Source organism: Actinocrinis sp. (assembly GCF_035605935.1).
Taxonomy (GTDB): Bacteria; Actinomycetota; Actinomycetes; order Streptomycetales; family Catenulisporaceae; genus Actinocrinis.
Genome location: NZ_DATNGK010000053.1, coordinates 1 through 26,774 on the forward strand (window position 1 = coordinate 1; position 26,774 = coordinate 26,774).

15 protein-coding genes are annotated in these 26,774 nt (G+C 69.3%); 7 read left to right on the top strand and 8 right to left on the bottom strand.

Going from position 1 to position 26,774, the window contains the following annotated elements:
• A partial coding sequence (locus VN779_RS04395) for a transcriptional regulator (protein ID WP_325720370.1) occupies positions 1–1,386 on the top strand: 1,386 nt, incomplete at its 5' end.
• A gap of 356 nt (positions 1,387–1,742) precedes the next feature.
• Positions 1,743–3,179, top strand: a complete 1,437-nt coding sequence (locus VN779_RS04400; RefSeq protein WP_325720372.1) for a hypothetical protein — start codon at positions 1,743–1,745, stop codon at positions 3,177–3,179.
• A 241-nt stretch (positions 3,180–3,420) separates the two neighbouring features.
• On the opposite strand, the gene VN779_RS04405 is transcribed toward VN779_RS04400, so the two are convergent.
• The 5 genes from VN779_RS04405 to VN779_RS04425 form a co-directional block, all read right to left on the bottom strand.
• Positions 3,421–4,794, bottom strand: coding sequence for a nitrate/nitrite transporter (locus VN779_RS04405; RefSeq protein WP_325720374.1), 1,374 nt, complete (start codon positions 4,792–4,794; stop codon positions 3,421–3,423).
• A gap of 201 nt (positions 4,795–4,995) precedes the next feature.
• Complete coding sequence (nirD, locus tag VN779_RS04410; protein ID WP_325720376.1) at positions 4,996–5,340, bottom strand: nitrite reductase small subunit NirD; 345 nt, start codon at positions 5,338–5,340, stop codon at positions 4,996–4,998.
• Positions 5,337–7,976: a nitrite reductase large subunit NirB gene (gene nirB / locus VN779_RS04415; protein ID WP_325720378.1), complete on the bottom strand. Its 2,640-nt coding sequence runs from the start codon at positions 7,974–7,976 to the stop codon at positions 5,337–5,339. The genes nirD and nirB overlap by 4 nt, the downstream gene beginning before the upstream one ends.
• Before the next feature lie 6 nt (positions 7,977–7,982).
• Positions 7,983–9,308 carry an NAD(P)/FAD-dependent oxidoreductase gene (locus tag VN779_RS04420; protein ID WP_325720380.1) on the bottom strand — a complete coding sequence of 442 codons (1,326 nt, stop codon included), beginning with the start codon at positions 9,306–9,308 and terminating at the stop codon, positions 7,983–7,985.
• Positions 9,308–11,623: a molybdopterin oxidoreductase family protein gene (locus VN779_RS04425; RefSeq protein WP_325720382.1), complete on the bottom strand. Its 2,316-nt coding sequence runs from the start codon at positions 11,621–11,623 to the stop codon at positions 9,308–9,310. Before VN779_RS04425 ends, VN779_RS04420 begins: the two co-directional genes overlap by 1 nt.
• Between VN779_RS04425 and VN779_RS04430 the strand changes: the two genes are divergently transcribed.
• The 3 genes from VN779_RS04430 to VN779_RS04440 are packed head-to-tail and all read left to right on the top strand — an operon-like array spanning position 11,622 to position 14,029.
• The gene (locus tag VN779_RS04430) at positions 11,622–11,807 is read left to right on the top strand and encodes a hypothetical protein (protein ID WP_325720384.1); all 186 of its coding nucleotides are present in this window, start codon (positions 11,622–11,624) and stop codon (positions 11,805–11,807) included. The genes VN779_RS04425 and VN779_RS04430 overlap by 2 nt on opposite strands.
• Before the next feature lie 46 nt (positions 11,808–11,853).
• Positions 11,854–13,101 carry a uroporphyrinogen-III synthase gene (locus VN779_RS04435; RefSeq protein ID WP_325720386.1) on the top strand — a complete coding sequence of 416 codons (1,248 nt, stop codon included), beginning with the start codon at positions 11,854–11,856 and terminating at the stop codon, positions 13,099–13,101.
• 58 nt (positions 13,102–13,159) lie between these two features.
• Positions 13,160–14,029 (top strand): sirohydrochlorin chelatase, encoded by an 870-nt coding sequence (locus VN779_RS04440; protein WP_325720388.1) that lies wholly within the window; start codon positions 13,160–13,162, stop codon positions 14,027–14,029.
• Between the two features lie 32 nt (positions 14,030–14,061).
• Here the strand turns inward: VN779_RS04440 and VN779_RS04445 are convergent, their stop codons facing one another.
• Positions 14,062–17,442, bottom strand: a complete 3,381-nt coding sequence (locus tag VN779_RS04445; protein WP_325720390.1) for a S41 family peptidase — start codon at positions 17,440–17,442, stop codon at positions 14,062–14,064.
• A gap of 64 nt (positions 17,443–17,506) precedes the next feature.
• Here VN779_RS04445 and purU point away from each other — a divergent pair, with 64 nt between their 5' ends.
• Positions 17,507–18,379, top strand: a complete 873-nt coding sequence (purU, locus tag VN779_RS04450) for a formyltetrahydrofolate deformylase (RefSeq protein ID WP_325720392.1) — start codon at positions 17,507–17,509, stop codon at positions 18,377–18,379.
• Between the two features lie 281 nt (positions 18,380–18,660).
• Here the strand turns inward: purU and ppc are convergent, their stop codons facing one another.
• Together ppc and VN779_RS04460 are read right to left on the bottom strand one after the other, a co-directional pair.
• Positions 18,661–21,540 carry a phosphoenolpyruvate carboxylase gene (gene ppc / locus VN779_RS04455; protein WP_325720394.1) on the bottom strand — a complete coding sequence of 960 codons (2,880 nt, stop codon included), beginning with the start codon at positions 21,538–21,540 and terminating at the stop codon, positions 18,661–18,663.
• Between the two features lie 158 nt (positions 21,541–21,698).
• Positions 21,699–22,700, bottom strand: coding sequence for an SMI1/KNR4 family protein (locus tag VN779_RS04460; protein ID WP_325720396.1), 1,002 nt, complete (start codon positions 22,698–22,700; stop codon positions 21,699–21,701).
• A 372-nt stretch (positions 22,701–23,072) separates the two neighbouring features.
• On the opposite strand from VN779_RS04460, the gene mfd reads away from it, so the two are divergent.
• Entirely contained in the window at positions 23,073–26,645 is a 3,573-nt protein-coding gene (gene mfd, locus VN779_RS04465; protein ID WP_325720398.1) for a transcription-repair coupling factor, read from the top strand.
• The last annotated feature ends 129 nt before the right edge of the window (positions 26,646–26,774 follow it).

A 26,774-nucleotide genomic window follows, 5' to 3' on the forward strand; every position in this document is an offset into this window, starting at 1 on the left:
CCGAACCAACGGCTCGCCGCGCTGATCCAGGAGGCCGCGAGCTCCAACGCGGGGCTGGCCCGTCGAGTCAACATGGTCGGCGCGGAACACGGCCTCGACCTGAGATACGACAAGACCTCGGTCGCGCGCTGGCTTCGGGGCCAGCAGCCACGCGGCATGGCACCGACCCTCATCGCCGAGGCGCTCGGGCGCAAACTCGGCCGGCCGGTGACGGTCGAGGAGATCGGCATGGCCGACGGCCGCAACGGATCCTCCAGCGTGGGCCTGCACTTCGCGCCGTCCACCGCCGCCGCCATCGAGGAGGTGACCGAGCTGTGGCGGGCCGATGTGAGCCACCGTGAGTTCCTGCTCGGCTCCTCCTTCGCCGTGGCCGCGCTGATCGCGCCGAGCCGCGACTGGCTGATCACCCCGCCGGATCTCGAGGTCGCCAGGCCCCTGACGCTGGCCGGACGAGGGCCGCGGGTCGGACCCGGCGACGTGTACGCGGTACGGGCCGCGACGAAGGCGTTCCGCGACCTGGACCACCAGTTCGGGTCCGGATATGTGCGCTCGATCGTCGTGCACTACCTCGACGAGGTGGTCGGCGAGATGCTGAACGGCGCCTACCCGGAACGCACCGGGCGCGCCCTGTTCGCCGCCGCCGCGCAGCTGACCGAGCTGGCCGGATACATGGCCGTGGACACCGGGCGGCACGGGCTGGCCCAGCGCTACTACATCCAGGCTCTGCGGCTCTCCCAGGCGTCCGGCGACCGCGCGTATGGCGGCTACGTGCTGGCGGCCGGGATGAGCCACCTAGCCGGGCAGCTCGGCTCCCCGCGCGAGATCACCCAGTTGGCCCGCGCGGCCCAGGAAGGCGCGCGGGAGCAGGCCACCGCGACGGCGCGGTCCATGTTCTACGCGGCCGAGGCACGCGGGCACGCGGTGCTCGGAGACGTGCGCTCCTGCGAGTCGGCGCTGCAGAAGGCGGCGGCCGAGATGGAGAAGGCCGAGCCGGAGAAGGACCCGGAGTGGATCGCGCACTTCACCCCGGCGTACCTGGCCGACGAGTTCGCCCACTGCTACCGGGACCTCGACCGGCCGCGGCAGGCCAAGGAGCACGCCGAGCGGGCGCTGGCCGCGCACGCCGAGCGGCATGTGCGCCGCCGCGCCGTCGACACAGTGATCATCGCGACGGCGTACGCGCAGGAGCGAGAGGTCGAGGCGGCCTGCGCGGCGGGTACTGCGGCGATCGACATGCTGGCGCAGTTGCGGTCGCACCGTGGCGTCGAGTACTTGCACGACTTGGACCGGCGGCTCGATCCGTACCAGGAATCGGTGGCGGTACGCGGTTTCCGGGAGCGACTTGGGCGGCTCGCGGTGCGGCAAACGGCGGCTGCGGCGGCTTGAGGGAATCCGGGTAAAGGCGGCGAAAGTTCCGCGAAGGGGCGACGGAAAGGCCAGCCGGGATGATTGCCCGCAGCGGCGGTGCAATCGGTGACGTTAGCGGTGCGTGCGGTCGCGTTTTGTGACCGCACGCCATCGCATCTGGCGGAACGCGGTTCGCGCAAGCCCCCGCCGGGCGTATTCTGGGGCGTCCCGGTCTCGATTCCGTGCCAAAGGGCGCGTGCCGGGCGACTCGACCTTGCCCGTAAGCGGCCGGTTTGGTTGGCTGATGCGGTATTGGCTGACTCCGGCCCGCACGGGTGCCCACGCGCCGCCGCGACCAGCGAGCCAGTGCCGTTGCTTTGTGAGGATTGTGCGCCGTGTCCCAGTTGCCGGAAACACCCGCCGCCGGATGGTCCGAGCAGGACTACGACCCCTCGGCCTACGGCAGGCCGGAGGAGGTGCCGCCCGGTCAGGGCGCCGCGCCGCAGCAGGCCGCGCCTGAGCAGCCGATGGCGGCCCAGTACGGGCAGGAGCAGTACGCGCAGGATCAGTACGGGCAGCCACAGCAGGGACAGGCGCAGGTTGGCTGGCAGCAGGACACCGAGCCGGATTGGGGTGCCTCGCAGCAGGGCTACCCGGGACCGTCCGAGTACGGCGCGCAGCAAGGCTACGCGGCGGGGCAGCAGCAGGCGGGCTATGTGCCGCAACCCGGTTACGCCCCGGGACAGGTCGACCCGTCGATGATGGCTCAGGACACCGGCTCCGGGCTGCCGAACGAATTCGATCACTTGTTCCGTGACTCCACGCCGGACAGCCGTCGCGCTATAGATCGGCAGAAGCCGATGATCGGTGGCGCCGCGCCCGGATATCTGCAGGCGCAGCAAGGTGCGCAGCAGGCTGACGCCGCCTCGGCTGCAGAGGCCTCCGGTGCCGAGCAGACGGCCGCGCCGCAGGGTTCGCCATTCCAGCAGTACCCGCAGCAGCAGCCGGGTTTTCCGCAGGCTGAGCAGTATCAGGCCGCGGGGTATCAAAGCTCGCAGTTCCAAGGCGAGCAGTATCAGGGCGCGCAGTTCCAAAGCGAGCAGCAGGGCGCACAGTTCCAGGGCGGCCAGTACGGCCAGGGCGCGGGCTACCCGCAGGACGCGGCTGGCTACGGCGGCCCGGGCGGCTACGACGACGGCAGCGGGTACGGTGGTCCTGGCGGCGGGGGCGGCCTGCGCAACCGCAAGGGTCTGATCATCGGCGGTACGGTGGCGGCCCTGGCGGTGGTCGGTATCGTGATCGCGGTCGCGTCATCTGGCGGCGGCTCCGGAAAGCCCAACGCCGGCTCGGGTTCACCGACCGCGGTGGCGAGCAAGGCGAGCCCGAAGCAGCAGGCCGACCAGATCTACCAGCTGATCCAGCAGTCCGGGCAGCTGCGCTCAGACGCCAACACCGGCGTCGTCGACGTGAACTCCTGCAAGAACCTCGCGGACGCGCAGACGCTGCTGTCCGACACCGCGCAGAAGCGGCAGGCGCAGGCGGACAGCGTCGCAAAGATCGATGTCGCCGGCATCCAGAACGGCGCCGAGCTGGCCAGCCAGCTCAAGGCCGCGTGGACCGCCTCAGCGCAGTACGACTCCGCCTACGCGCAGATCGCCGGGGATTTGCAGGGCAACTGCAAGACCAGCGCGGTGAAGAAGGACCCGAACTACCAGACCACCAACCAGCAGGCGGTCGCCGCGGACAACGCGAAGAAGGCGGCGGCGCAGCTGTGGAACGACAACGTCGCCACGCCGCTGAGCGAATCGCAGATCACTGAGGGCCGGCTCTAGAGTGTGTTTTGGAACTAGCGCCGGTTAAGGTCGCGGTGTCTGGCGCGTGCGATCGCAAGGCGGAGGGTCGTCCTCGTACCGGGCGTCCGTGGACGATCCGACAACGCAGCGAGCGTGCGTGGCAGGCGCCGCGACCCAGGCGAAAGTTCCAAGACACGCTCTAGGTCATGTGCTTGGACGCCAGAGCGGCGCTGCCGGAACCGTGTTGTCGGTTCGAACAGCGCCGCCGTGCCAGGCGTCCTTAGACGCCGGTGAGCTTGCTACGTCCGGGCCGCAAGTACACGGTCCACGTCACCGCGACGCAGAGCCCGTAGAAGGCGATGAAACCGATGTACGCGGCGTTGCCGGACTTGTAGGTCAGGAACGACTCGCGGAAGGCGAAGTTCACCAGCGCCCCGCCGAAAGCTCCGGTGGCCGCCGCGATCCCGATCAGTGCGCCGGACATGCGCCGCGCCTCGCGTTGGGCGGCGGCCATGTCGGCGCCGCTGTCGATCGCCGTGTTCGCCTTGGCCCGGAAGATGGCCGGGATCATCTTGTAAGCCGAGCCGTTGCCGATGCCGCTGAACACGAACAGCAGGATGAATCCCATGACGAACAGCGCGAGCGACTTCTGCTGCGAGGCGATGAACACGAGCGCCGCGGACGCCGTCATCAGCACGAAGTTCCAGAAGGTGACCTTCGCTCCGCCGATCCGGTCAGCCAGCGCGCCACCGACCGGACGGATCAGTGAGCCGAGCAGCGGCCCGAGCCAGACGATGTCCGCAGTCTGCCGCGGGGTCCACTTGAACTGCACCTGGAGTACCTGCCCGAAGGCGAAGCTGAAGCCGATGAAGCTGCCGAAGGTGCCGATGTAGAGCAGCGACATGATCCAGGTATGCGGGTCCTTGGTCGCGTCCCGCATGGCCCGCTTGTCATTACGCAGCTGCGTCAGGTTGTTCATGAACAGCGCCGCGAGCAGCGCCGCGACGACGACGAGCGGGATGTAGACGGCGAGGATCAGGCGTGGGTGCCCGATGCCGGCAGTGGAGAGCACAAGCAGCCCGAGCAGCTGCACGACCGCGACGCCGATGTTGCCACCGCCTGCGTTGAGGCCGAGCGCGGCGCCCTTGAGCCGCTCCGGGTAGAAGGCGTTGATGTTGGCCATGGAGGAGGCGAAGTTGCCGCCGCCGACCCCGGCCACGGCCGCGATGATCATCAGTGTGCTGTAGGACACACCCGGCTTGAGCAGGATCGCGGTCAGAATGCACGGCAGCAGCAGCAGACTGGCGCTGAACATGGTCCAGTTGCGGCCGCCGAACTTCGCGACCGCGAAGGTGTACGGCAGCCGCAGCACCGAGCCGACCACGGTCGGCACGGTGGTCAGGAAGAACTTGCCGGCCGCGTCCACGTGGTAGGCCGGCCCGAGGAAGAGCACGAACACGGACCACAGGCTCCACACCGAGAACCCGAGGTGCTCGGCGAAGATGGACAGGATTAGGTTGCGCCGCGCGGTGCGGGCGCCCTCCCGCTCCCAGAACGCGACATCTTCCGGGTGCCAGTCGGTGATTGCGGCCCCGGGGCGGGGCGGGCTGAGCACAGCGGTGGTGCCTGTGCCTGTCGATGTCTCGGCGCTCATCGTCGCCTCCTACGGCAGTGGTGGGCTGGGCTGGCTGGGTGGGGTGGAGCGAGCGAGGTGCGGCGTCAACGGGTGAAGAGCACCTTGGCCCTGACGGTAGGAAACGGGCGTTTCATCGATCTGCCGGGCGGCGGCGCGTGCGGTCAACTCGACCGCACGCGCCGATTTCGCCGTTGTGACAACTTTGTGTGCCGGGCAGCCTCAGCGCTGCACCCAGACCAGGCCGCGGTACCGCCGCACCGGGTAGGTCGGCAGGGCGACGCTAGGGTCGTCGAGGCAAGCGCCGCTCCGCAGGTCGAAGACGTGCTTGTACATCGGTGAGGCGACGGTCGGGACGCCGTCACGAGAGCCGGTGACACCGCGCGAGATGACGTAGGCACCCGAGTACGGATCCCGGTTACCGATCGCGTACAACTCGCCAGGCGTCGTGCGGAAGACCGCGATCTGGACGCCGTCGATCAGCGCCGCGACCCCCCGCCCGGGAATCAGCTCGGCGTATCGGCACACCGCGGTCCAGGTCCGCTGCTTGCTCGCGGTCACGGTCATGCTCCCACCTCGGCCGGAACCAGGCCGTCGGCCGCGTCGCGCGCCGCGTCCGGGCCGGCGAGCGCGTCTTCGGCGTGCTGATCCGGCTCGGGCTCCGGCGGCGGCCCGATGGTCAGCAGCGGCTTGATCTGCCCGCGCTCGACTTCGAACTTGATCTCCGGATCCGGGGTGCCCGGCGCGTTGACGAAGGAGACGAAGCGGCGCAGCGTCTCCGGATCGTCGATGGCCGCGCGCCACTCGTCGCTGTAGTTCGAGACGTGCTCGGCCATCAGCCGGTCGAGTTCGGCGCACAGGCCCAGCGAGTCGTCGAGGACGACGGCCTTGACGTGGTCGAGCCCGCCCTCCAACCGCTCGATCCAGGAGGCGGTGCGCTCAAGCCGGTCGGCGGTGCGGATGTAGAACATCAGGAACCGGTCGATCGTGCGGATCAGTTCCTCGGTGGACAGGTCCTTGGCGAACAGGTCGGCGTGCCGGGGCCGGAAGCCGCCGTTGCCCCCGACGTACAGGTTCCAGCCCTGCTCGGTCGCGATCACGCCGAAGTCCTTGCTCTGCGCCTCGGCGCATTCACGCGCGCAGCCAGAGACCGCGGCCTTGAGCTTGTGCGGGGATCGCAGGCCTCGATAACGCAGCTCGAGCTCGATGGCCATCTTCACCGACTCCTGCACGCCGTACCGGCACCACTCCGAGCCGACGCAGCTCTTGACCGTGCGCAGCGCCTTGCCATAGGCGTGCCCTGATTCGAAGCCGGCGTCGACGAGGCGGCGCCAGATCTGCGGCAGCTGCTCGACCCGCGCGCCGAACATGTCGATGCGCTGGCCGCCGGTGATCTTCGTGTAGAGCCCGAAGTCCCTGGCCACCTCGCCGATCGCGATCAGCTTCTCCGGGGTGATCTCGCCGCCGGGGATGCGCGGCACCACCGAGTAGCTGCCATTGCGCTGGATGTTGGCCAGGAAGTGGTCGTTGGTGTCCTGCAGCGCGGCCTGCTCGCCGTCCAGGATGTGCTTGGCCGCGCCGGTCTTCTTGGCGCCGATCGTCCCGCCGAGCGAGGCCAGGATCGAGGCGACCGCCGGCTTGCAGACCTCGCAGCCGTCCGAATCGCCGCTGCCGTGCTCCGCCAGCAGCCGCGCGAACGAGTCGATCCCGGTGACCAGCACGATCTCGTACAGCTCGGCGCGGCTCTGCTCGAAGTGCCGGCACAGCGCCTTCGAGGTCTGCACTCCGGCGGCCGCGAGTAGCTGACCGAGCAGCGGCACACAGGATCCGCAACCGGTGCCTGCCTTTGTGCAGCCCTTGATCGCGGCCACGTCGGCGCAGCCCTGCTCGTGAATCGCCGCGTTGATCGAGCCCTTAGTCACGTTGTGACAGCTGCACACGGTGGCCGAATCGGGCAGCGCGTCGGGACCGAGGGCCGGCGCCGAACCGGAGCCGGCTGGTAGCAGGAGTTGCTCCGGTGTCGCAGGCAGTGGCGCGTCGGTACCGGCGAGCGGACGCAGCGTCGCGTATGCCGAGGCGTCACCGATCAGGATGCCGCCGAGCAGCCGGCCGTCCTCGCCGATGACCAGCTTCTTGTAGAGGCCAGCGGTGGAGTCGCTGTAAAGGGCTGAGAGCGCCCCAGGCGTGTTGCCGAAGGCGTCGCCGAAGGACGCTACCTCCACACCGAGCAGCTTGAGCTTGGTGGACAGGTCGGCGCTGTGGAACGGCGACGGGTCGGCGCCGAGCAGATGATCGGCGACCGTCTCAGCCATCGCATATCCCGGCGCGACGAGACCGTACACGCGGCCGTCCACAGCCTGTGCACACTCGCCGATCGCGTAGATCGACGGATCGTCAGTCCGGCACAGTTCGTCAACCCGTATGCCGCCGCGCTCGCCGACCGCCAGGCCGCACTCGCGGCCGAGCTGGTCGCGGGCCCGGACACCGGCCGCGAAGACGACGAGATCAACCGGCAGAGCACTGAGATCGTCGCCCTTCGCGAGTACGAGGGCGTATACGGCGCCGTCCTCGCCGATCTCCACCGCCTCGGTACGCGTCGAGCAGTGCACACTGACGCCGAGGTCGTTGATCCGGGACAACAGCGCTTGACCGCCGCCGTCGTCGATCTGCACGCCCATGAGCCGCGGCCCGAACTCGATCACGTGCGTTTCCAGGCCCATGGCGGTGAGCGCTCCGGCTGCTTCCAGGCCGAGCAAACCGCCGCCGACCACCGCGCCGATCTTGCGCCCGGCCGCGAATTCCTTGATCGCCTCGACGTCGTCGATCGTGCGGTACACGAACGCGCCGGTCGCGTCGTGGCCCGGAACCGGCGGCACGAAGGGGTACGAGCCGGTCGCCAGAACCAAGTCGTCGTAACGGAATTCGGCGCCGGAAGCCGTCGTGACGACCTTGCGCTCCCGGTCGATCGCGGTGGCCGGGTCGCCGAGCTTCAGCTCGACTCCCGGCGGCGCGGCGTAGGTCAGATCCGCGGGGCTCTTGCCGTCGAACAGGGAGCTGAGATGCACTCGGTCGTATGCCTCGCGCGGTTCCTCGGCGAGCACCGTGATCTGCGCGGGCTCGGTGCTGGTCGCCGCGCGCTCGGACAGCAGTTCAGCGCAGCGGTGGCCCACCATGCCGTAACCGACGATGACGATTTGCCGCATCGTGAATCAGTTCCTTTCCGCGGTGTTCGAGCTCAATGCCGAGGCGTCGAACAGCAGGTCGAGCGGGTTCTCGGGCAGCGGGCCCGGCTGGTCGACCAGCCGGGTGAGGCGGGCGGCGGCGGAGACGTCGCCGATAAGCACGGAGCTGACTACGCGACCGCCGTGCACGGTCACCGCGCGATGCGTGCCGCCGACCGGGTCGGTCAGCCGCACCGTGCGCGCGACGTGATCGGGCCGCGATTCGGCGACCAGCGACGGCGCGGCGGCGAGGATGGCCACGTCCACGCCGGTCGCGGTGAGCCTGGCTATCGTGGACGAGCCCTGATAAAGAACGGGGGAGCCGAGCAGCCGCTCGGCGAGCACCTCGGCCTGCTCCAGCGCGGGAGCGGCGAGGCCGTGCGCGGCGCGCAGGCTGCGGTGAACGCGGGTGCAATCGCCGATCGCGTGGATGTGCGCATCGGTGACGCTGGTCAGCCGCTCATCGACGAGGATTCCGTTGTCCACGGCCAGCCCGGCGCGTGCGGCCAGGCCGGTGGCCGGAGCGCTGCCGCAGGCCAGCAGCACCAGATCCGCGTCCAAGTGGAAGCCGTCGGCGAGCTGCACGCCGGTCAGCCGGCCCTCGCGGTCGCGCAGCACCGCTCGGGCCCGGCACTCGAGGTGGACCTCGATACCGAGGCCGCGGGCCGTGCGGGCCAGGATCGCGGCCGCGTCCGCGTCGAGGCGGTGGTCGAGCAGATGCGAGCCCTGATGGATGAGCACCACGTCGAGTCCGCGCAGCGTCAGACTCCTGGCACACTGCACGCCCAGCAGTCCGCCGCCGACCACCACGGCCCGCGGCTTGCGCGCGCCGAGGCCGAGTCCGAGTTCGAGTCCCCGGCCGCTTTCCTCATCCGTGAGCTGCTCCTGGATCCGGTCCAAGTCGGCCAGCGTCCGCAGCGTATGCACGCCAGACAAGAGGCCTTGCTCGTCACGGATGCCGCCGAGCGGAGGCAGCACCGGGTTGGCTCCGGTAGCCAGCACCAGGTCGTCGTAGGGCAGCACCGAGCCGTCGTCGCCATGGACCAGTCGTCGCTCGCGATCGATCTCGGTGGCGCGCACGCCGGAGCGCACGGTCACCCGCGGATCGTCGGGCTCTGACAAGTCGATCCGGCGCTGGTCGATCCGCCCGGCCAGCACCTCCGGAAGCAGCACCCTGTTGTACGGTGCGCCGCTTTCCGCGCCGAGCACGGTCACTTCGAACTCGCCGGCCGGCGTGCAGCGCCCGGCCTGCGCCAGCCGCGCCACCAGGTGGTGACCGGCCATGCCGTATCCGACCACGATGATCCGTCGCATCACAGATCAGCTCCGGCAGTCGCGGTCTCGGCGGGTGCGGCGGTCTCGGCGCTCGCGGCTCCCGGCAGTTCCAGCCGCACCGCGCAGGTCTTGAACTCCGGCATCTTCGAGGTCGGATCCAGCGCCGGATTCGTCACGGAGTTCGCCCGGCCGGCACCAGGCCAGTGAAACGGCATGAACACCGTGTCCGGACGGATGGCACGGCTGATGCGGGCCGGTGCGGTCGCCGTGCCGCGCCTGCTGACCACGCTGAGCGCCGCGCCCTCAGCGACGCCCAGCGTGCGGGCGAGGTCCGGGTGCAGCTCCACGAACGGCTCCGGCGCGGCCTGGTTGAGCACGCCGACGCGGCGGGTCTGCGCGCCGGACTGGTACTGCGCGAGTACCCGGCCGGTGGTGAGCCGGTAAGGGTACTGATCGTCCGGTTCTTCGGCGGACGGCCGGAAGTCAACCGGCACGAAGCGCGCTCGACCGTCCGGAGTTGGAAAGTCGTGCTCGAACAGGCGCGGCGTACCGTTTGGGCTCTGCTCGCCGCAGGGCCAGTACAGCTCCTCATCGCGCTCCAGCCGCTCGTGGGTGATCGCGCTGTAGTCGGCGATGCCGCCCTCGCTCGCTCGGCCCAGCTCCGCGAACACCTCGGCCGGATCGGTGGACAACTTGCCGCCGAGTCGCGCGGCCAGCTCAGCCAGGATCTCCAGGTCGGTGCGCACGCCGGGATGCGGCGCGATCGCGGCCGGACGCAGCAGAACCCGGCCCTCCAGGTTCGTCATCGTGCCGGTCTCCTCGGCCCACTGCGCGCTGGGGAGTACGACGTCTGCGATCGCCGCGGTCTCGGAAAGCACCAGATCGCAGACCGCGAGGAAATCGAGCGACCGCAGCCGGGCCTCGGTCTGCGCCGCGCCCGGAGCGCTCACCAGCAGGTTCGAGCCCATCACCAGCAGCGCGTCGATTCGGTCGGTGCGGTCCAGCTCCGGCTCACCAGCGGCGGCGTCGCTTCCGTTACCAGCGCCGTCAGCGGTGCGGTCAGCGTCACGTCCGCAGCGCGCCAGCAGTTCGGTGGCACTCGGACCCGGGCCAGGCAACTGCGCCGGGTCAATGCCCCAGACCGCCGCGACGTGCTCGCGCGCCGCCGGATCGTCCAGCTTGCGGTAACCCGGCAGCTGATCAGACTTCTGACCGTGCTCACGGCCGCCCTGCCCGTTGCCCTGGCCGGTCAGCGCGCCGTATCCGGAACCGGGACGTCCGGGAAGACCGAGCGCGAGCGCCAGGTTGATCCACGCGTTGACCGTGTCGGTGCCTTTGCTGTGCTGCTCGGTTCCGCGCGCGGTGAGGATCATCGCGCCGCCGATCTCAGTGTCCTGGGTCGTTGCTTCGCGGGCGGCGCGCGCGGCCTCGGCCAGCGCGGTGACCGTCTGGTACATCGCGGCGACCGGCACGCCGGTCAGCCGCTCGACCCGCTCGGGCCAGTACGCGGTCGCGACGCGACGCGCCTCGTCGAAACCGGTAGTGCGCAGCGTGACGTACTGCTCGTCAACGAGCCCTTCCGCGACCGCGATGTGCAGCATTCCCAGCGCGAGCGCCAGATCCGTCCCCGGCACCGGCTGCAAGTGCCGGTCGCCGAGTTCGGCAGTCCGCGTGCGTCGCGGATCGACTGTGATCAGCGTGCAGCCGGCCTCGCGGGCCGCGCTGAAATGGCGCATGATCGGCGGCATGGTCTCGGCGGGATTCGCGCCGACCAACAGGATCGCGCGCGCCTTGCGGATATCGCGCACCGGGAACGGCAGCCCCCGGTCCACGCCGAAGGCCCGGTTCTGCGCCGCCGCGACCGACGACATACAGAATCGGCCGTTGTAGTCGATGTTGGGCGTCTTCAACACGGTCCGCGCGAACTTGCCGAGCTGGTAGGCCTTCTCATTGGTCAGCGAGCCGCCGCCGAAGATCGCGACCGCCTCCGGGCCGCGGCTGCCGAGCTCGTGCGCGACCCGGTCCAGCGCCTCCTCCCAGGACGCCGGACGCAGATCCGCGCCTTGTTCATCGCGGATCAGCGGCGTGGTGAGCCGAAGCCGCGGGTTCAGCAGTTCTGCGGCGCTCGCGCCCTTTCCGCACAGCGCGCCCTCGTTGACCGGGAACGCGGCACGCCCGACGACCTCCAGAACCGGAAGGTCGTCACGCGTGCCGCCCCCTGTGTCCCCCGCCCCGGAGCGCGCCGACAGCGAACCAGTTCCGGCTGGCACCGGGCGCAGGTCTATTCCGCACTGAAGCGCACAGTACGGACAGTGGCTACGACCGCCGTCCGCGGCTTCAGGCTTTCCCGTCATGTCTACGACGGTGCGCGGCGGCTATGACGCATCGGGGTCCGGCCGATTTCGTCGCGCGCACGTGTTCTTCACGCCGCCTACCGAGGCGTGTGCGCACTCGCTCATAGTGGTCAAGGCGCTCTACCTGAGCCGCAGCTCTGTGTGCATGGTTTACCTGCGGTCGGTGGCCCTTACCGGTGCGTAGCGGCTCGGCAACATATCCGTAACGGCGTGCGGCCACTGTTTCGGACATGGCACTGGCAGAGGCGACCGAATCCACCCCCTCGGCTGCGGCCGGCCCGACACCGAGCAGCCCGAACGCGGGCAGCTCGGATCCGACCAGCGCGGTCTTCGAGGAGTTCCCGCTGACCGGCTGCGTCGTGGCGGTCACCGCGGACCGGAGGCGCGATGACCTCGCCTCGCTGTTGCGGCGGCGTGGCGCGAAAGTCATCGAGACCCCGACCCTGCGGCTCGTTCCGCTCGATGACGACGCGGCGCTGCGTAAGGCCACCAACGAGTGCCTTATCGTGCAACTCGACTACGCAGTGGCTACTACTGGCAGCGGATGGCGCGGTTGGATGTCGGCGGCCGAAAGCTGGGGCTTGGGCGAAGAACTCAACCGCGTGCTCAGCAACGCGATCGTCGTTTCACGTGGACCCAAGGCCACTGGCGCCGTGCGCGCGTCGGGCCTGCGTGAAAGTTACAGCGCCCCGTCAGAGTCCAGCGACGAGGTTCTCGCCTACCTGCTGGAGCAGGGCGTCAAAGGCAAGCGGATCGCGGTGCAGCAGTACGGCGTCGAGAATCCGGCCGAGGACACCCGCTTCGTCACCGCGCTGCGTGAGGCCGGCGCGATCGTCATGGACATCCCGGTCTACCGCTGGGGTCCGCCAGCCGACCGTGCGGCCGTGCGCCGCCTTGTCGACGCGATCGTGCGGCGCGAGGTACACGCGGTGAGCTTTACGTCGGCGCCTGGCGTGACCGCGTTGCTGGAAGCGGCTGCGGTAACCGGCGCGCTTGATCAACTCTTGGTCGCGCTACGCACCGACGTCACGGCCGTATGCGTCGGACCGGTATGCGCGCGGCCGCTCGAAGCGCTTGACGTGCGCGCGGTGTGGCCAGACCGGGCCAGGCTCGGCGCGATGGTCGCCACGCTGTGCTCTGTCTTGCCGCCCAAGATCCGGCACGAATTCCCGATCGACGAGGATCGGACCCTGACGCTCCAAGGGCTCGCCGCGGTGGTCACCGGAAATGAGCCGGTCCTGCTCGCCCCGCTGCCGGCCGCCGTGCTCGCCGAACTCGGCCGGCGTCCGGGCTGGGTGGTCTCGCGCGCCGACCTGCTGCGGCGGGTCTGGGGGCCGCGCGGCGCGGGTTCGGGCGGCCGGGACGAGCATGCGGTCGAGGCGACCGTCGCCCGCCTGCGCACCGCCCTCGGCCCCGACGCCTCGTTGATCAAGACGGTGACCAAACGCGGCTACCGCCTGGCCATCGACCCCAGCTGAACAACCGAAGAGCGCACGACTCCCGCACCGCACCGGCTACGCAAGGAGGAACCCTGAGATGTCCGTGCCGGTGCTCGGTCTGAGCTCGTTCCGGGAACCGCGGCCCGCCTGGCTGCCCGCGCCGCCCGGAGTGCTGCCGCCGCCTCGTGCGGACGTACCGCTACTCGCGGTCGCGCACGGCACCAACGATCCGGCCGGTCTGGAAACGCTGGATGCGTTGCTCGAGCGGGTCAGGTTTCTGCGTCCGGGCGTCGAGACCTCACTGGCGTTCGTGTCCGTGGCCCGTCCGCGCGTGGATGAGCAGCTGGCCCGGCTGCTGGCAGAGGGCGTGACAGAGGTCGTCGTTCTACCGTTGCTGCTCGGCTCGGGCTATCACGTGCGGCACGACATTCCACGCGCGCTGCGACAGGTCGCCGCAGAGCCGCCCGGTCGCGCGGCCACGATCTACCAGGCGGCGGCGCTCGGCCCCGATCCGCTCCTCGCCGCCGCGATGCAGGACCGGCTCTCCGCCGCGCGCGGCACCGTCTTCGGCACGCAGGTGGTGCTCGCGGCGGCGGGTTCCGCGGACCGCCGCGCCAACGCCGACGCGGTCGCGATGGCCGGGCTTCTCGCCGAACGTCTGGGCATGCCCGTGCGTACCGGTTACGTGGCAACCGCAGAGCCCAACATCAGCGGCCTGCTGGCGCGGCTGGCACGTCGCGGCCGTCCGGTCGCGGTCGCCACCTACCTGCTTTCCTCCGGCGAGTTCAGCCGGCGGATCCGCGAGAGCGCGACCCTCGCCGCCCTCGAAACCGAGAACCCGCGCCGGATGACCGTCAGCGCGCCGTTGGGCGCCCACGATCAGATCGCCCGCCTCGTCCTGCGCAGGTACGACGCCGCGCTCGCCGGGCCGCCGACCGATTTCGGCGGCCCGAAAGCCGAGGGCTGAGGCAGTCGAACAGGTCCGACTGCGTGCGCGCCCTAGATTTCCGGCGGCTGCGCCCTCGGGCTGGTCTCCAGCGCCTCGAGCGCCATCCGGATCGCCGTCGCCAGCTGCGGATCGCGTCCTGCGGCCGCGTCGTGCGGCGGGAACGGCACCTCCACATCCGGATCGACGCCGTAGTTCTCCACACCCCAGCCGGCGCCCTCGAACCAGAACGCGAATTTAGGCTGCGTGACGCCGGTGCCATCCACCAGCGTGTACTTGGAGTCGATGCCGATCACGCCGCCCCAGGTCCGCATGCCGACCACCGGGGCGATGCCGTACAGCTTGATCGCCTGGGTCACGATGTCGCCGTCGGAACCCGCATATTCGTCGGTGACAGCCACGATAGGACCGAGCGGGGCTTCACCCGGGTAGCTGACCGGCTCGGCGTACCGGGTCCGAGCCCAGCCGATCACCTTGCGCGCCAGCTTCTCCACGACCAGCTGCGAGGTGTGCCCTCCGCCGTTCTCCCGTAAGTCGAGCACCAGGCCCTCAGCGCGGAAAGCGCCGCGCAGGTCCCGGTGGAACTCCGCCCAGCCGAACGACATCATGTCCGGCACGTGCAGATAGCCGAGCCTGCCGCCCGAAGCCTCGTGTACCGCAGCCCGACGCTGCTGAACCAGGTCGTGGTACCGCAGCACTCCCTCGCTTGACAGCGGCGTGACCACAACGCGCCGGTCAGCGGCGCCGTCCCGACGCAGCGTCAGCTCTACCGGCTTGCCGGCCTTCCCACCCAACAGCGCGTTAGGTCCGTGAATCGCGTCGACCGGCTGCCCGTCCACAGCGACGATCGCGTCACCGGGTTTTGCCGCGACTCCTGGCGCAGCCATGGGAGAACGCGCCGCGATGACCGATGACTCGCCACGCAGCACCCTGACGACCCGCCAGATCCCGTCGTCATCCGGGGCGAGATCCGCGCCGAGCAGGCCCTGTGCCAGCGCCTCGTAACTACCCGCGGCCGGCGGCCGGACGTAGGCGTGCGAGGAGCCGAGTTCGCCTTGCAGCTCCCAGAGCAGGTCGTGCAGGTCGTCCAGCGAGCCGACCCGGTTCAGCAACGGCCGATAGCGCTCAGCCATGGCCGGCCAGTCCACTCCGGCCATGTCCGCGCGCCAGAAGTTGTCCCGCATGAGCCGCCAGGCCTCGCCGTACATCTGCGCCCACTCGGCCGCCGGATCGACGGTGACCCGCACGCGGTCCAGGTCCACTGTTACCGCATCATCGTCGTCCTTCGCGTCGGACGGCTTGACCCTTAAGTCACCGCTGTCCAAGTAGGCCAGCCGCGCGCCGTCGCCGGAGACCGCGAAGCCGTCGAGCTCGTCCACGATCATCGAGCGCTTGCGCTTCTCAAGGTCGTATCGGACCAGGCTCGGCTTCGGGTGCTCTTCAGACGCGCCGATCGCCGCCTCGTGCAGCTCGCCGGTATTCGGGTAGTCCATCCACACCACGCCGCCCTTGACCGCCTGCAGCGATCGGTAGCGGCCCGCCTCGACCGGGAACGGCACGACGCGGTCCGCGATGCCTTCGAGATCGACTTCCGCCGACGCTTCGGAATCGGAGCCGGAACCCGAAGCTGACTGAGCGCCATCGACCTCGCCGGACTCCGCGCGCGCGGCACTGCCGCGGCTCGGCTTCGGCTTGTCCTTCTCTCTTTCCGGGGTGACCGGCCGGCCGTTCAGCTCGGGAGCGAACGGCGACGGTGTCGTCTCGGCGAGCGGAACGAGGTATGGCCGCACGCCCGGTAGGAATCCGAGGTCGAAGACATGATCGTCATACACGGTGTCGAAGACCCGGTTGGACAGGAACGCCAGGTGCTTGCCGTCGTGGGTGAAGACCGGACAGTCATCGTCGAAACGCGTCGCCGTGACGTCCACGATGGTTCGGTCAGACAGCCGGGCCAACCGGATCTGCGAGACGCCCCAGGAGGTCCAGGGCTGAGCCCAGGCCAAGTATCCGGAGTCCGGTGAAAACGCGAGGCCGCGCACTTCGTCGTTCCTGCTGCGCACCAGTTCGGTGATCGTGCCCGGTTCAGGAGCGGATTCGGTGCTCAGCTCGGTGGACGCAATGTCCTCGGCGCCGTCGTCCGTGCCGTTTTCCGCGCTGTCCCCTCCGTCTTCGACGGTGTCGGCCGGTGCACTGCCCAGCTCGACGAGCAGCAGTCGGCCGTCGTGCGACGCGACCGCGGCGCGCTTTCCATCCGGCGAAATCGCGAGTTCGAGCACGTGCCCGAGCTGACCATGTGCCAGCCTCCGGGTTACCGAGCCGTCTGCTGCGATAACCTCCAGGCCGTCTTCGCCATCGGCGTCTGATACGCACACCACGGTCGACGTTCCGGGGATGACCTTCGGCAGCTTCCCGCGCACCCCCGGTGTACCGAGCAGCGTGCGCGCCGGGCCGTCCTTCGCGGGCAACCAGTGCACCGTCCCGCGCACCTCGGCCGCGACGATGCGGCCGGTCTTGCACAGCGAGAAGCCGCCGAGTGCATACCGTGTCGGCACCGGGAACTTAGCGCGGCCGGAACGCACGCCGCCCAACCGGACGTCGAGCCGGACCGGATCGCTGTCGAGCGAATCGAGCAGCCACAGGTCGCCAGCGCGCTGATACACGATCCGAGAGCCGTCTGTCGTGGCATGCCTGGCGTAGTACGTATCGAGATCCGTGTGCCGGCGCAGACCCGAACCGTCAGGCAGCGCCGAGTACAGCGCGCCGATCCCCTCGTGGTCGGAGAGGAAGGCCACGCGGTCGCCGACCCACATCGGGTTGACCAGGTGGTTGCCGACCTCGGCGAGAATCTGCCGATACTCCGTGCCATCGGGCGAATACCAGATCTTGCCGCCGGTCCCGCCGCCGTAGCGCTTCCAGCGCGCAGGCTCCGTGTACGTCGGCGAACCGAGCAGGACCGCGCCGTTCGGCGCGACCGACACATCGCTGGCCGGGCCGTATCGCAGCAGCCGCGCCGTGCCGGCGAGCGGAACGCCGAATGCCCGCGTCCGCATCGTGTCGTGCTGGCCGGCGTTGCTGATCACCAGCACTTCGTCGTCGGACAGCCAGCCGCGTACCGCGATGCGCCCGTCGCCCCAGTACGTGAGTCGCTCCACCGGTCCGCCGTCTACCGGCACTGAGTACACCTCACGCGCCGCGCCCCGCGCGAGCGACGCGGAGGCTTCGCGGGTCGAGGTCCAGGCAACCCGTGTGCCGGAGGGGTTCAGCCGCGGATTGAGCACCGGTACCTGGTCCGCGGTCAGCCGCCAGGCGCGGCCTCCGGTGGCCCCACCACCGGTGGCCTCGGTCAGCGATGCGAGCCAGATGTCGTCCTCGGCGACGAAGGTCACCAGGTCCCCGGAGAGATGGGGGTACCGAAGATATGAAGAAGAGGCCACGGCCCGACGATATCCGCGTGCCGCGCTTTGGGCGATGCAAATCGGAATAGGCGAAGATGGGGGCATGACCACGCCGCCCGCCGCGCCCCGCGAGTACGTGCTGACGCTCTCCTGTCCCGACCAACGCGGGATCGTGCACGCGGTATCCAGCTTCCTGCTGGTTACCGGCTGCACCATCGTGGACAGCCAGCAGTACGGGGACCCGGACACCAAGCTGTTCTTCATGCGCGTGCACTTTCTGGCGCAGGAGCCGGGCGTCGACCTGATCTCGCTGACCGGCGGCTTCACGGCGACCGCCGCGGCGTTCCACATGTCCTGGCAGATCCACGACGCGGCGATCCGGATGCCGACCCTGATCATGGTGTCCAAGTTCGGGCACTGCCTCAACGATCTGCTGTTCCGGCACAGCATCGGCGCGCTGCCGATCGAGATCCCGGCCGTGGTCTCCAACCACACCGACTTCCAGGGCCTGGTCGAGTCGTACGGCGTCCCGTTCGTCCACCTGCCGGTGACGAAAGAGAACAAGGCGGAGCAGGAGGCTCGGCTACTGCGCCTGGCCGAGGAGCACGGAGTCGAGCTGGTCGTGCTGGCGCGTTACATGCAGGTGCTCTCGGATGACGTGTGCAAGGCGCTGGAGGGCCGGATTATCAACATCCACCACTCCTTCCTGCCGTCGTTCAAGGGCGCCAAGCCCTACCATCAGGCGCACACTCGCGGCGTGAAGCTCATCGGCGCGACCGCGCATTACGTGACCGCCGATCTCGACGAGGGGCCGATCATCGAGCAGGACGTGGCGCGCGTCGGCCACGGTCTGACGGCTGAACAGCTCGTCGCCGTGGGCCGGGATGTGGAGTGCCGGGTGCTCTCGCGCGCGGTGTCCTGGCACTCGGAGCACCGGGTACTCATCAACGGCCGCCGCACGGTGGTTTTCCCCTAGGCCGCCGTTTTCCCCTGGCTTGCCGTTCTCCACTGCGCCTCCTGCCGTTCATTACGTTAGGTGGCTGTGGATTACGCGTGGAGTTATCCACAGAATGTATCCACAGGTCGTGGACAACCGGATCTTGTTTGTCCACAGGTCAGCGGGGGAATGATTGAATCCCGCTCACGGTGAACGCCGAACAGCGTGCAGTTAACGAGCGCGGTCGAGCCCAGTAAAGAACAGCGGACGGCCACTGGCCGTCCGCTGTCTTGCTTGTCGCGCCGATGAATATGTGCTGCTCAGCCAGTGTTTCGCAGCCCGGCGGCCACGCCGTTGACCGTCAGCAGCAGCGCGCGCGTCATCTGCGGCTCGATCTCCCGCGCTGCCGCGACCGCCTCGCGGTGCCGCTTGAGCAGCGCCACCTGAAGGTACGAGATCGGGTCGAGGTACCGGTCCCGGATACGCAGCGTGCGCGCGAGCACCGGATCGTGCCCAAGCAGCTGCTCCTGACCGGACACCCGCAGTACCTGCTGGACCGTCAGTTCGTGCTCTTCCTTGATCAGTTCGAAGACGTGCCGCAGTTCCTCAGGCACCAACTGGTCGACGTAACGCGCCGCGATCTGCAGGTCGGTCTTCGCCAGCGTCATCGACACGTTGGACAGGAAGTTGCGGAAGAAGTGCCACTGCTCGAACATCTCGGCCAGCACTTCGGCATGCCCGGCGTCGTACGCCGCCGCGAGACCCGTGCCGACCCCGAACCAGCCGGGCACGATCTGACGCGACTGCGTCCAACCGAACACCCACGGGATCGCCCGCAGCCCCGCGAGCCCAGCCCCCGAATCCGGCCGGCGCGACGGGCGCGAGCCCAGGTGCAGGTCGCCGAGCTGGTCCACCGGGGTCGAGGCCAGGAAGTACTTCGGCAGGTCCGGATCCTCCACCAGGCCGCGATAGCGCGCGAACGCCGCGTCGGAGATCCCTGACATGGTCGCCGTCCAGCGGGCCAGCGCGTCAGTGCTCTGTCGCGGCCCGAGGTGCAGCACCGAGGCCTCAAGCGTGGCCGCGACCGTCAGCTCCAGGTTCTCCCGGGCCAGCGACGGCAGCGCGTACTTGTCCGAGATCACCTCGCCTTGCTCGGTGACCTTGATCTCGCCCTCGAGCGTGCCCCACGGCTGCGCCAGGATCGCGTCGTGGGTCGGCCCGCCGCCGCGCCCCACCGTGCCGCCGCGGCCGTGGAAGAGCCGCAGCCGGATGCCGTGCCGGTGCGCCACGTCACGCAGCTTGCGCTGGGCCAGGTGGATCTCCCACTGGCTGGTGGTGATCCCGGCCTCCTTGTTCGAGTCGCTGTAGCCGAGCATCACCTCCTGCACGTCCCCGCGCAGCCGCACCAGCTTGCGGTACGACGGATCGCTGAGCAGGTCGTTGAGGATCGAGTCGGCCTGCCGCAGCTCGCTGACTGTCTCGAGCAGCGGCACGAAGCCGATCGCCGCGCGGTCGCCGCGCAGGTCGATCAGACCGGCCTCGCGCGCCAGCAGCACCGCCGCGTACACATCGTCCACGCCCCGGCACATCGAGATGATGTAGCTCTCGATCACGTTCGGGCCGAAGCGGTCGATCGCCTCCCGGATCGCGGTGAAGATCCCGAAGGTGCGCGAGCCCGCCTCGTCAAGCAGCGGCGTCGCCCTCGCGATGTCGGGGGCGCGGTGGATGGCCACCGGCAGCAGCGCCAGCGGCCGGCGCGAGCGCAACTCCTTGGCCAGCAGCCCGGCGCGGTAGTCGCGCGGCATGTCCTCGTACCGCCACGACTCGCCGCCGAGCCGGTCGATCAGCTGCCCGACGGCATGGTGATGCGCGTCGGCGTGCTCACGCACATCCAGCGTCGCCAGGTGTAAGCCGAAGGCCGAGACGGTCCGGATCACCTGGTCCAGCGAGCCGCGCGCGATCAGCTCGCCACGGTCGGCCAGCAGCGACTCGCGCATCAGCAGCAGATCCGCGACCAGTTCCTCGCCATTGAGGTAGTCCTGCCCCGGGGCGTGCGGGCGCCGCTCGGCGATCCGGCGCCGGGTGTTGGTCAGCTTCTGCCGGATGCAGATCGCCTTGAGCCGGTATGGCTCCTCCTGGTTGAGCCGCTTGTACCGCGGCGCGATGTCGGTGAGCACGGCCAGATCCGCCTCAACCGAGGCTTCCAGCTGCGGCGTGATCCGGGCGATCCGCTTCGAGGTGGACAGCGAGCTCTGCAGCTGGCCGACCACCTTCAGCGCGTCCTCGATCGCCCGCTCGTGCTGCAGGCTGAGGATCTCCAGCGTCAGCTGCGGGGTGACATTCGGGTTTCCGTCCCGGTCGCCGCCGATCCAGGAGCCGAAGGAAAGCGGACGCGCGTCCACCGGCAGGGTGACATCGATCCGGTCCAGCTCCGCGGCCAGCTCGTCGAGCACGTCAGGTACGGCGCTGGCGTGCAGTTCGTCGAGGTAGTAGAGGGCGTTGCGGGCTTCGTCGGTCGGCTCGGGGCGCGCGACGCGTAGCTCGTCGGTCTGCCACAGCGACTCGACCAACTCGGCCAGCCGCCGCTCGGCCCGCCGCCGGGCCACCGGGTCGCTGGACTCCACATACGGGTTCGCGTCCAACAGCAGCGCGATCTGCCGCAGCTTGGTCAGGATGGTGCGCCGGGCCGCCTCGGTGGGGTGCGCGGTGAAAACCGGCCGGATGGACAGGTACGAGACGACCCGCTCGACCCAATCCCGGGTGACCTTCGACTCCGGGTCGTCGATCGCCGCCGCGATCCGGTCGATCGCCTGAGTCAGCCAGGAGCCGACGGTCGCGCGCTGGTTGTGCAGCTCCCGGCCGCGATGCACCTGTTCGGTGACATTCGCCAGGAAAAAGTAGGTGGAGAAGGCGCGCACCAGGCGGATCGCAGTGGCCAGATCGATCTCGGCCAGTCGGCGCACCGCCCGCTCGCCATCCGCCGGATCATCCGAGCGGGTGAGCGCGCGCACCTCCTCGACCAGGTCGAACAGCTCCTGCCCCTCCTGCCGCACCAGCGTGCGCCCCAGCAGTTCGCCGAGGAACTTGATGTCGGTGCGAAGGGCGGCGTCCGGTGACGGTGGTTGATCAGGCGCAGGCGGCTGATCGGGAGAACGGGAGGAGGATTGGTCGGCTACGTCGGGCGTCTCGGGCTCTGGCATGGCTCATCCTCGGCAGGTCGGCAACACTGCTTGGCGGACCACGCTGTCCACACCGGGTCATCCTATGCGGCGTTCGTCACACCTTCGTTATCAGTTCACTCGGTGAGACTGAGGTCCACCTAAAGCGACCGTGTCGACGATCGTGCTGGTCAGTGCGCTCAGCGGCGGCGCAGATGACCCGGCAACGCGGAGCCGAGGTGCGTCTCGTCCTCGATCGGCCGAGCGTGCCCGCCGCGCACCGCAGCCTCCGAGATCTCGATGATCTGCGCCGGCAGCGCGACCAGGTGCCGGGCGAAGTCGTCGAAGTCGTTGCCCACCCGGTGCAGCAGTTCGGCGCATACCGAGGCGGCGTCACGGCCGTCGTGGTCGCGCGCGTCATCGTCGTCGAAGTACCAGACCGAGCCGAGATCGTTGCCGCGGATTTTCAGCGCGAGCATCCCGCCCTGAACGAATCCGATGCCGAGGTACTCCTCGGTGAACCGGTCATAGAGCGACTGGTTCGCGTAGACCAGGTCCTGGTGCGGATCCGTGCGCCGCAGCCCGAACAGCCAGCCGTCCGCGATGAAGCCGCAGTTGAGGTTGACCGCGGGCACCAGCGGCCGGCCGCCATCCGTCCCGCCGAGGAAGCGTCGGTACGAGACTGGCAGCTGGAAGCCGAGCTGCGACTCCAGTTGCTGAAGTGCCTCCTCTGGCACGGAGCCGGAGCGCTCGAACGCCACCGGCTCGAGCATGCCTTCATGCCAGAGCCCGGACTTCGAGGGGTCTGCCTGAAGCGTCGCGATGCCGCCGTGGTGCCGGAACGACGCGTTGAGGTCCGCCGGCACCAGGTACAGCTTGCGGCTGCGCGCCTCATGCACCCAGGTCCAGCCTTCCGGCGTCACCGTCGGCGGGCGGCCCTGCTGCCAGAGCGGATCGCCGCTGGCCGAGCCGAGCAGGTTGGCCGCGATGACGTCGGTGACGCGCACCTCGTCGAGGGACAAACCTGACGGCGGCTCAGCGATCTCGACCGCCAGCCGCGCGTACACCGAGAAGTTCGGGTAGCCGTGCAGATCGACATAGACGCCCCGCGGGTACTTACGGTCCAGCTCCGGGTCGCTGAACTCGATAAGCCGCCCGGCGAACTGGCCGTTCGGTATCGCGGCGCGCGTCGGCGAACCCATCCCCGATCCTTGCGTCATGATCTCCAGCCCTTTTCCCGAACGGTCACGTCCACCCGGCCGAACCACCGCAAACGTCCCGCTGCGGGCACCGAAGTCGGCATTAACGTCAGTGGAACGGTACCCGTCAGAGTCCTCAGTGCGGTAGGCGGGAGCGCCTTCCGTATGTATTTGGCGTAATTGTGCGCGGCTACTTGCACCTACTTGCGCTCCCGAGCGCCTGGTGTCTCGGTGGTCGGATGTCCGTTCGATCGTACGTTCACGGGAGCGCGCCGCCTGTCGGCCGGTCCGCGTACCCTGGACAGGTAACCCCCACCCCCATCTCTTCAGAGATTGGGGGCTGCGGCGTGCCCGCCATGTACCGAGGAGTCCCCCATGCCACTGCCCGGACTGCTCGGCCCCGTCGCGCAGGACTCGGCGATCGCCGCCGCGGTGCACGCCGCCCGCGCCGGTGACCGGCCCCGCCTCGACCTGACCGCACCGCCAGGATTACGACCTTTCGCCCTGGCCGCGATCGCACAGCGGGCCGACCGGCCGCTGCTCGCGGTCACCGCCACCGGCCGGGAGTGCGACGACCTCGCCGCCGGGTTGCGCAGCCTGCTCGGTAGCTCTGCCGTAGCCGAGTTCCCGGCCTGGGAGACGCTGCCGCACGAACGCCTCTCGCCGCGCTCAGACACCGTGGGCCGCCGGCTCGCCGTGCTGCGCCGCCTCACCCACCCGGGCACTCAGGGCGACGAGGTGCGGCCGAAGATCGTCGTCGCGCCGATCCGCGCCGTGCTGCAACCGCAGGTGGCCGGGCTCGGCGATCTGGAGCCGGTCCGGGTTGTCGCGGGGGAGGAGATCGAGCTCGACGAGGTGGTACGCCGCCTCGGCGACGCCGCCTATCTGCGCACCGATCTAGTCGAGAAGCGCGGCGACTTCGCCGTGCGCGGCGGCATCCTGGACGTCTTCCCGCCCACCGAGGAGCACCCGCTGCGGCTGGAGTTCTGGGGTGATCAGATCGAGGAGATCCGCTACTTCAAGGTCGCCGACCAGCGCTCCCTAGAGATCGCGCAGCACGGCCTGTGGGCGCCGCCGTGCCGCGAGCTGCTGCTTACCGACACGGTGCGCAAGCGCGCGCACGGCTACGCATCCGAGTTCCCCGCGCTTGCCGACGTGTTCAGCAAGATCGCCGAGGGCATCGCGGTCGAGGGCATGGAATCGCTCGCGCCGGTCCTGGTGGACCGCATGGAGCTGCTCGTCGACCTGCTTCCGCAGGGCACGCACATCGTCTCCATCGACCCCGAGCGGATAAGGGCACGCGCTGCCGACCTAGTGCGCACCTCGCAGGAATTCCTCGACGCATCGTGGGCCGCCGCCGCGATGGGCGCCGCGGCGCCGCTCGACCTGAACTCCGCCTCGCTCTGGTCGCTGGCCGACGTGCGCGACCGCGCGCGGGAGCGCAGCCTGCCCTGGTGGTCCATCAGTCCATTCGTAGTCGATGAGGGTCTGGCCGAGTTCGCCGAGCAGACCCCGGACACTGACGACCCCCTAGACCTGGACGACACCGTCCGCGCTGATGCCGTCGCCGCCCCCGAATACCGCGGCGACACCACGGCCGCGCTCGCCGACGTGCGCGACTGGCTGCGCGAGGGATGGCGCGTCGTGCTGGTCACCGAGGGCCACGGACCGGCTGAGCGGCTGGTCGAAGTCGCCAAGGGCGCGGACCTCGGCGCGCGCCTGGACATCGACCTGGCCGAAGCTCCCGAACCCGGCATCGTGCACGTCGCGACCGGCTCGATCGAGCGTGGATTCGTCCTCGAACGTGCACGCATGGTCGTGCTCACCGAGTCGGACATGGCAGGGCAGCGTTCGTCCACCAAGGACATGCGCCGGATGCCCTCACGCCGCCGCAACATGGTCGACCCGCTGCAACTGCACGCCGGCGATTACGTGGTGCACGAGCAGCACGGAGTCGGCCGGTACGTCGAGATGGTGCAGCGCACGGTCGCCGGCGCGACCCGCGAGTACCTGGTCATCGAGTACGCCGCGTCCAAGCGAGGCCAGCCTGGCGACCGGCTGTTCGTTCCGACCGACCAGCTCGAGCAAGTCACCAAGTACGTCGGCGGCGAGTCACCTTCGCTGCACCGGCTCGGCGGCGCGGACTGGCACAAGGCCAAGAGCCGAGCCCGCAAGGCGGTCAAGGAGATCGCCGCGGACCTGATCAAGCTCTACTCGGCGCGCATGGCCGCCCCCGGCCACGCCTTCGGCCCCGACTCGCCCTGGCAGCGTGAACTCGAGGACGCCTTCCCCTATATCGAGACCCCGGACCAGCTCGCCTGCATCGACGAGGTCAAGGCCGACATGGAGAAGTCGGTGCCGATGGACCGGCTGATCTGCGGTGACGTGGGCTACGGCAAGACCGAGATCGCGGTGCGCGCCGCCTTCAAGGCGGTGCAGGACGGCAAGCAGGTGGCGATCCTCGTGCCGACGACGCTGCTGGTGCAGCAGCACCTGTCCACCTTCGCCGAGCGTTACAGCCAGTTCCCGATCAACATCAAGGCGCTCTCCCGGTTCCAGACCGACAAGGAGGCCACTGAGGTGCTGCGCGGCCTGACCGAGGGCACCGTGGACATCGTGATCGGCACGCACCGGCTGTTCTCCAAGGAGGCCAAGTTCAAGGACCTCGGCCTGGTGATCGTGGACGAGGAGCAGCGCTTCGGCGTTGAGCACAAGGAACACCTCAAGCAGATGCGCGCGAACGTGGACGTGCTGACCATGTCCGCGACCCCGATCCCGCGCACCCTGGAGATGGCGGTGACCGGCATCCGCGAGATGTCCACGATCCAGACCCCGCCGGAGGAGCGGCACCCGGTGCTCACTTTCGTCGGCGCGTACGAGGAGAAGCAGATCGCCGCCGCGGTCCGCCGCGAGCTGCTGCGTGAGGGCCAGGTCTTCTACATCCACAACCGGGTCGAGTCGATCAACCGCGCCGCCGCACGCTTGCAAGAGCTGGTCCCCGAGGCGCGCGTCGCCATCGCACACGGCCAGATGAACGAGCACACCCTGGAACGGCTCATCGTCGACTTCTGGAACCGCGAGTTCGATGTGCTGGTGTGCACCACGATCGTCGAGTCAGGCATCGACATCTCGAACGCCAACACCCTGATCGTGGAGCGCGCTGACGTCTTCGGGCTCGCCCAGCTGCACCAGCTGCGCGGCCGGGTCGGACGAGGGCGCGAGCGGGCGTACGCGTACTTCCTCTATCCGCCGGAAAAGCCGCTGACGGAGACCGCTCACGAGCGCCTGGCCACCATCGCGCAGCACACCGACCTCGGCGCCGGCATGTACGTCGCGATGAAGGACCTTGAGATCCGCGGCGCGGGTAACCTGCTTGGCGGCGAGCAGTCCGGCCACATCGAAGGCGTCGGCTTCGACCTCTACGTGCGGATGGTCGGCGAAGCAGTGGCGGAGTACCGCGCACAGGCCGAGGGACGCACCGAGCCGGAACCGGCGGACGTGCGCCTGGATCTTCCGATCGACGCCCATATCCCGCATGACTGGGTACCGGACGAGCGGCTGCGTCTGGAGGCGTACCGGCGTATTGCCTCGATCACCGAGCCGTCCGGTGTTACCGAAGTGCACGACGAACTGGTCGACCGCTACGGACAGCTGCCGGTGCCCGTGGGCAACCTGCTCGCAGTCGCGCTGTTCCGCGCGCACGCGCGCACGGCCGGGCTCACCGAAATCGCGATGCAGGGCAACTACGTGAAGTTCGCTCCGGTCGACCTGCGCGAATCGCAGCTCATGCGGCTCCAGCGGGTCTATCCGAAGTCGCTGAACAAGGCGCCGACGCACACGATCCTGGTGCCCAAGCCGATGACGCAGCGGATCGGCGGACAGCCGGTCACCGGTCTCGAATTGCTGGCCTGGTGCCGTGCCCTGATCGACGCCGTGATCTTGATGTGAGCACAGTCGCCTACTCACGTAGTAGGTGACCCGTGCTCGCACCCGCTCTCAGAGAGCAGAGATCGACGCCGGCGCGCGCTCGGAACGGCTGAGCGCGCGCAACACGGCCGTTTGCCCATGCCGCCGCAG

Bases quoted from the DNA above. Each gene is read 5' to 3' on its own strand.
- VN779_RS04405 (WP_325720374.1), bottom strand. From the start codon at position 4,794: ATGAGCGCCGAGACATCGACAGGCACAGGCACCACCGCTGTGCTCAGC.
- nirD (WP_325720376.1), bottom strand. From the start codon at position 5,340: ATGACCGTGACCGCGAGCAAGCAGCGGACCTGGACCGCGGTGTGCCGA.
- nirB (WP_325720378.1), bottom strand. From the start codon at position 7,976: ATGCGGCAAATCGTCATCGTCGGTTACGGCATGGTGGGCCACCGCTGC.
- VN779_RS04420 (WP_325720380.1), bottom strand. From the start codon at position 9,308: ATGCGACGGATCATCGTGGTCGGATACGGCATGGCCGGTCACCACCTG.
- VN779_RS04430 (WP_325720384.1), top strand. From the start codon at position 11,622: ATGTCTACGACGGTGCGCGGCGGCTATGACGCATCGGGGTCCGGCCGA.
- VN779_RS04425 (WP_325720382.1), bottom strand. From the start codon at position 11,623: ATGACGGGAAAGCCTGAAGCCGCGGACGGCGGTCGTAGCCACTGTCCG.
- VN779_RS04435 (WP_325720386.1), top strand. From the start codon at position 11,854: ATGGCACTGGCAGAGGCGACCGAATCCACCCCCTCGGCTGCGGCCGGC.
- VN779_RS04440 (WP_325720388.1), top strand. From the start codon at position 13,160: ATGTCCGTGCCGGTGCTCGGTCTGAGCTCGTTCCGGGAACCGCGGCCC.
- purU (WP_325720392.1), top strand. From the start codon at position 17,507: ATGACCACGCCGCCCGCCGCGCCCCGCGAGTACGTGCTGACGCTCTCC.
- ppc (WP_325720394.1), bottom strand. From the start codon at position 21,540: ATGCCAGAGCCCGAGACGCCCGACGTAGCCGACCAATCCTCCTCCCGT.
- VN779_RS04460 (WP_325720396.1), bottom strand. From the start codon at position 22,700: ATGGGTTCGCCGACGCGCGCCGCGATACCGAACGGCCAGTTCGCCGGG.
- mfd (WP_325720398.1), top strand. From the start codon at position 23,073: ATGCCACTGCCCGGACTGCTCGGCCCCGTCGCGCAGGACTCGGCGATC.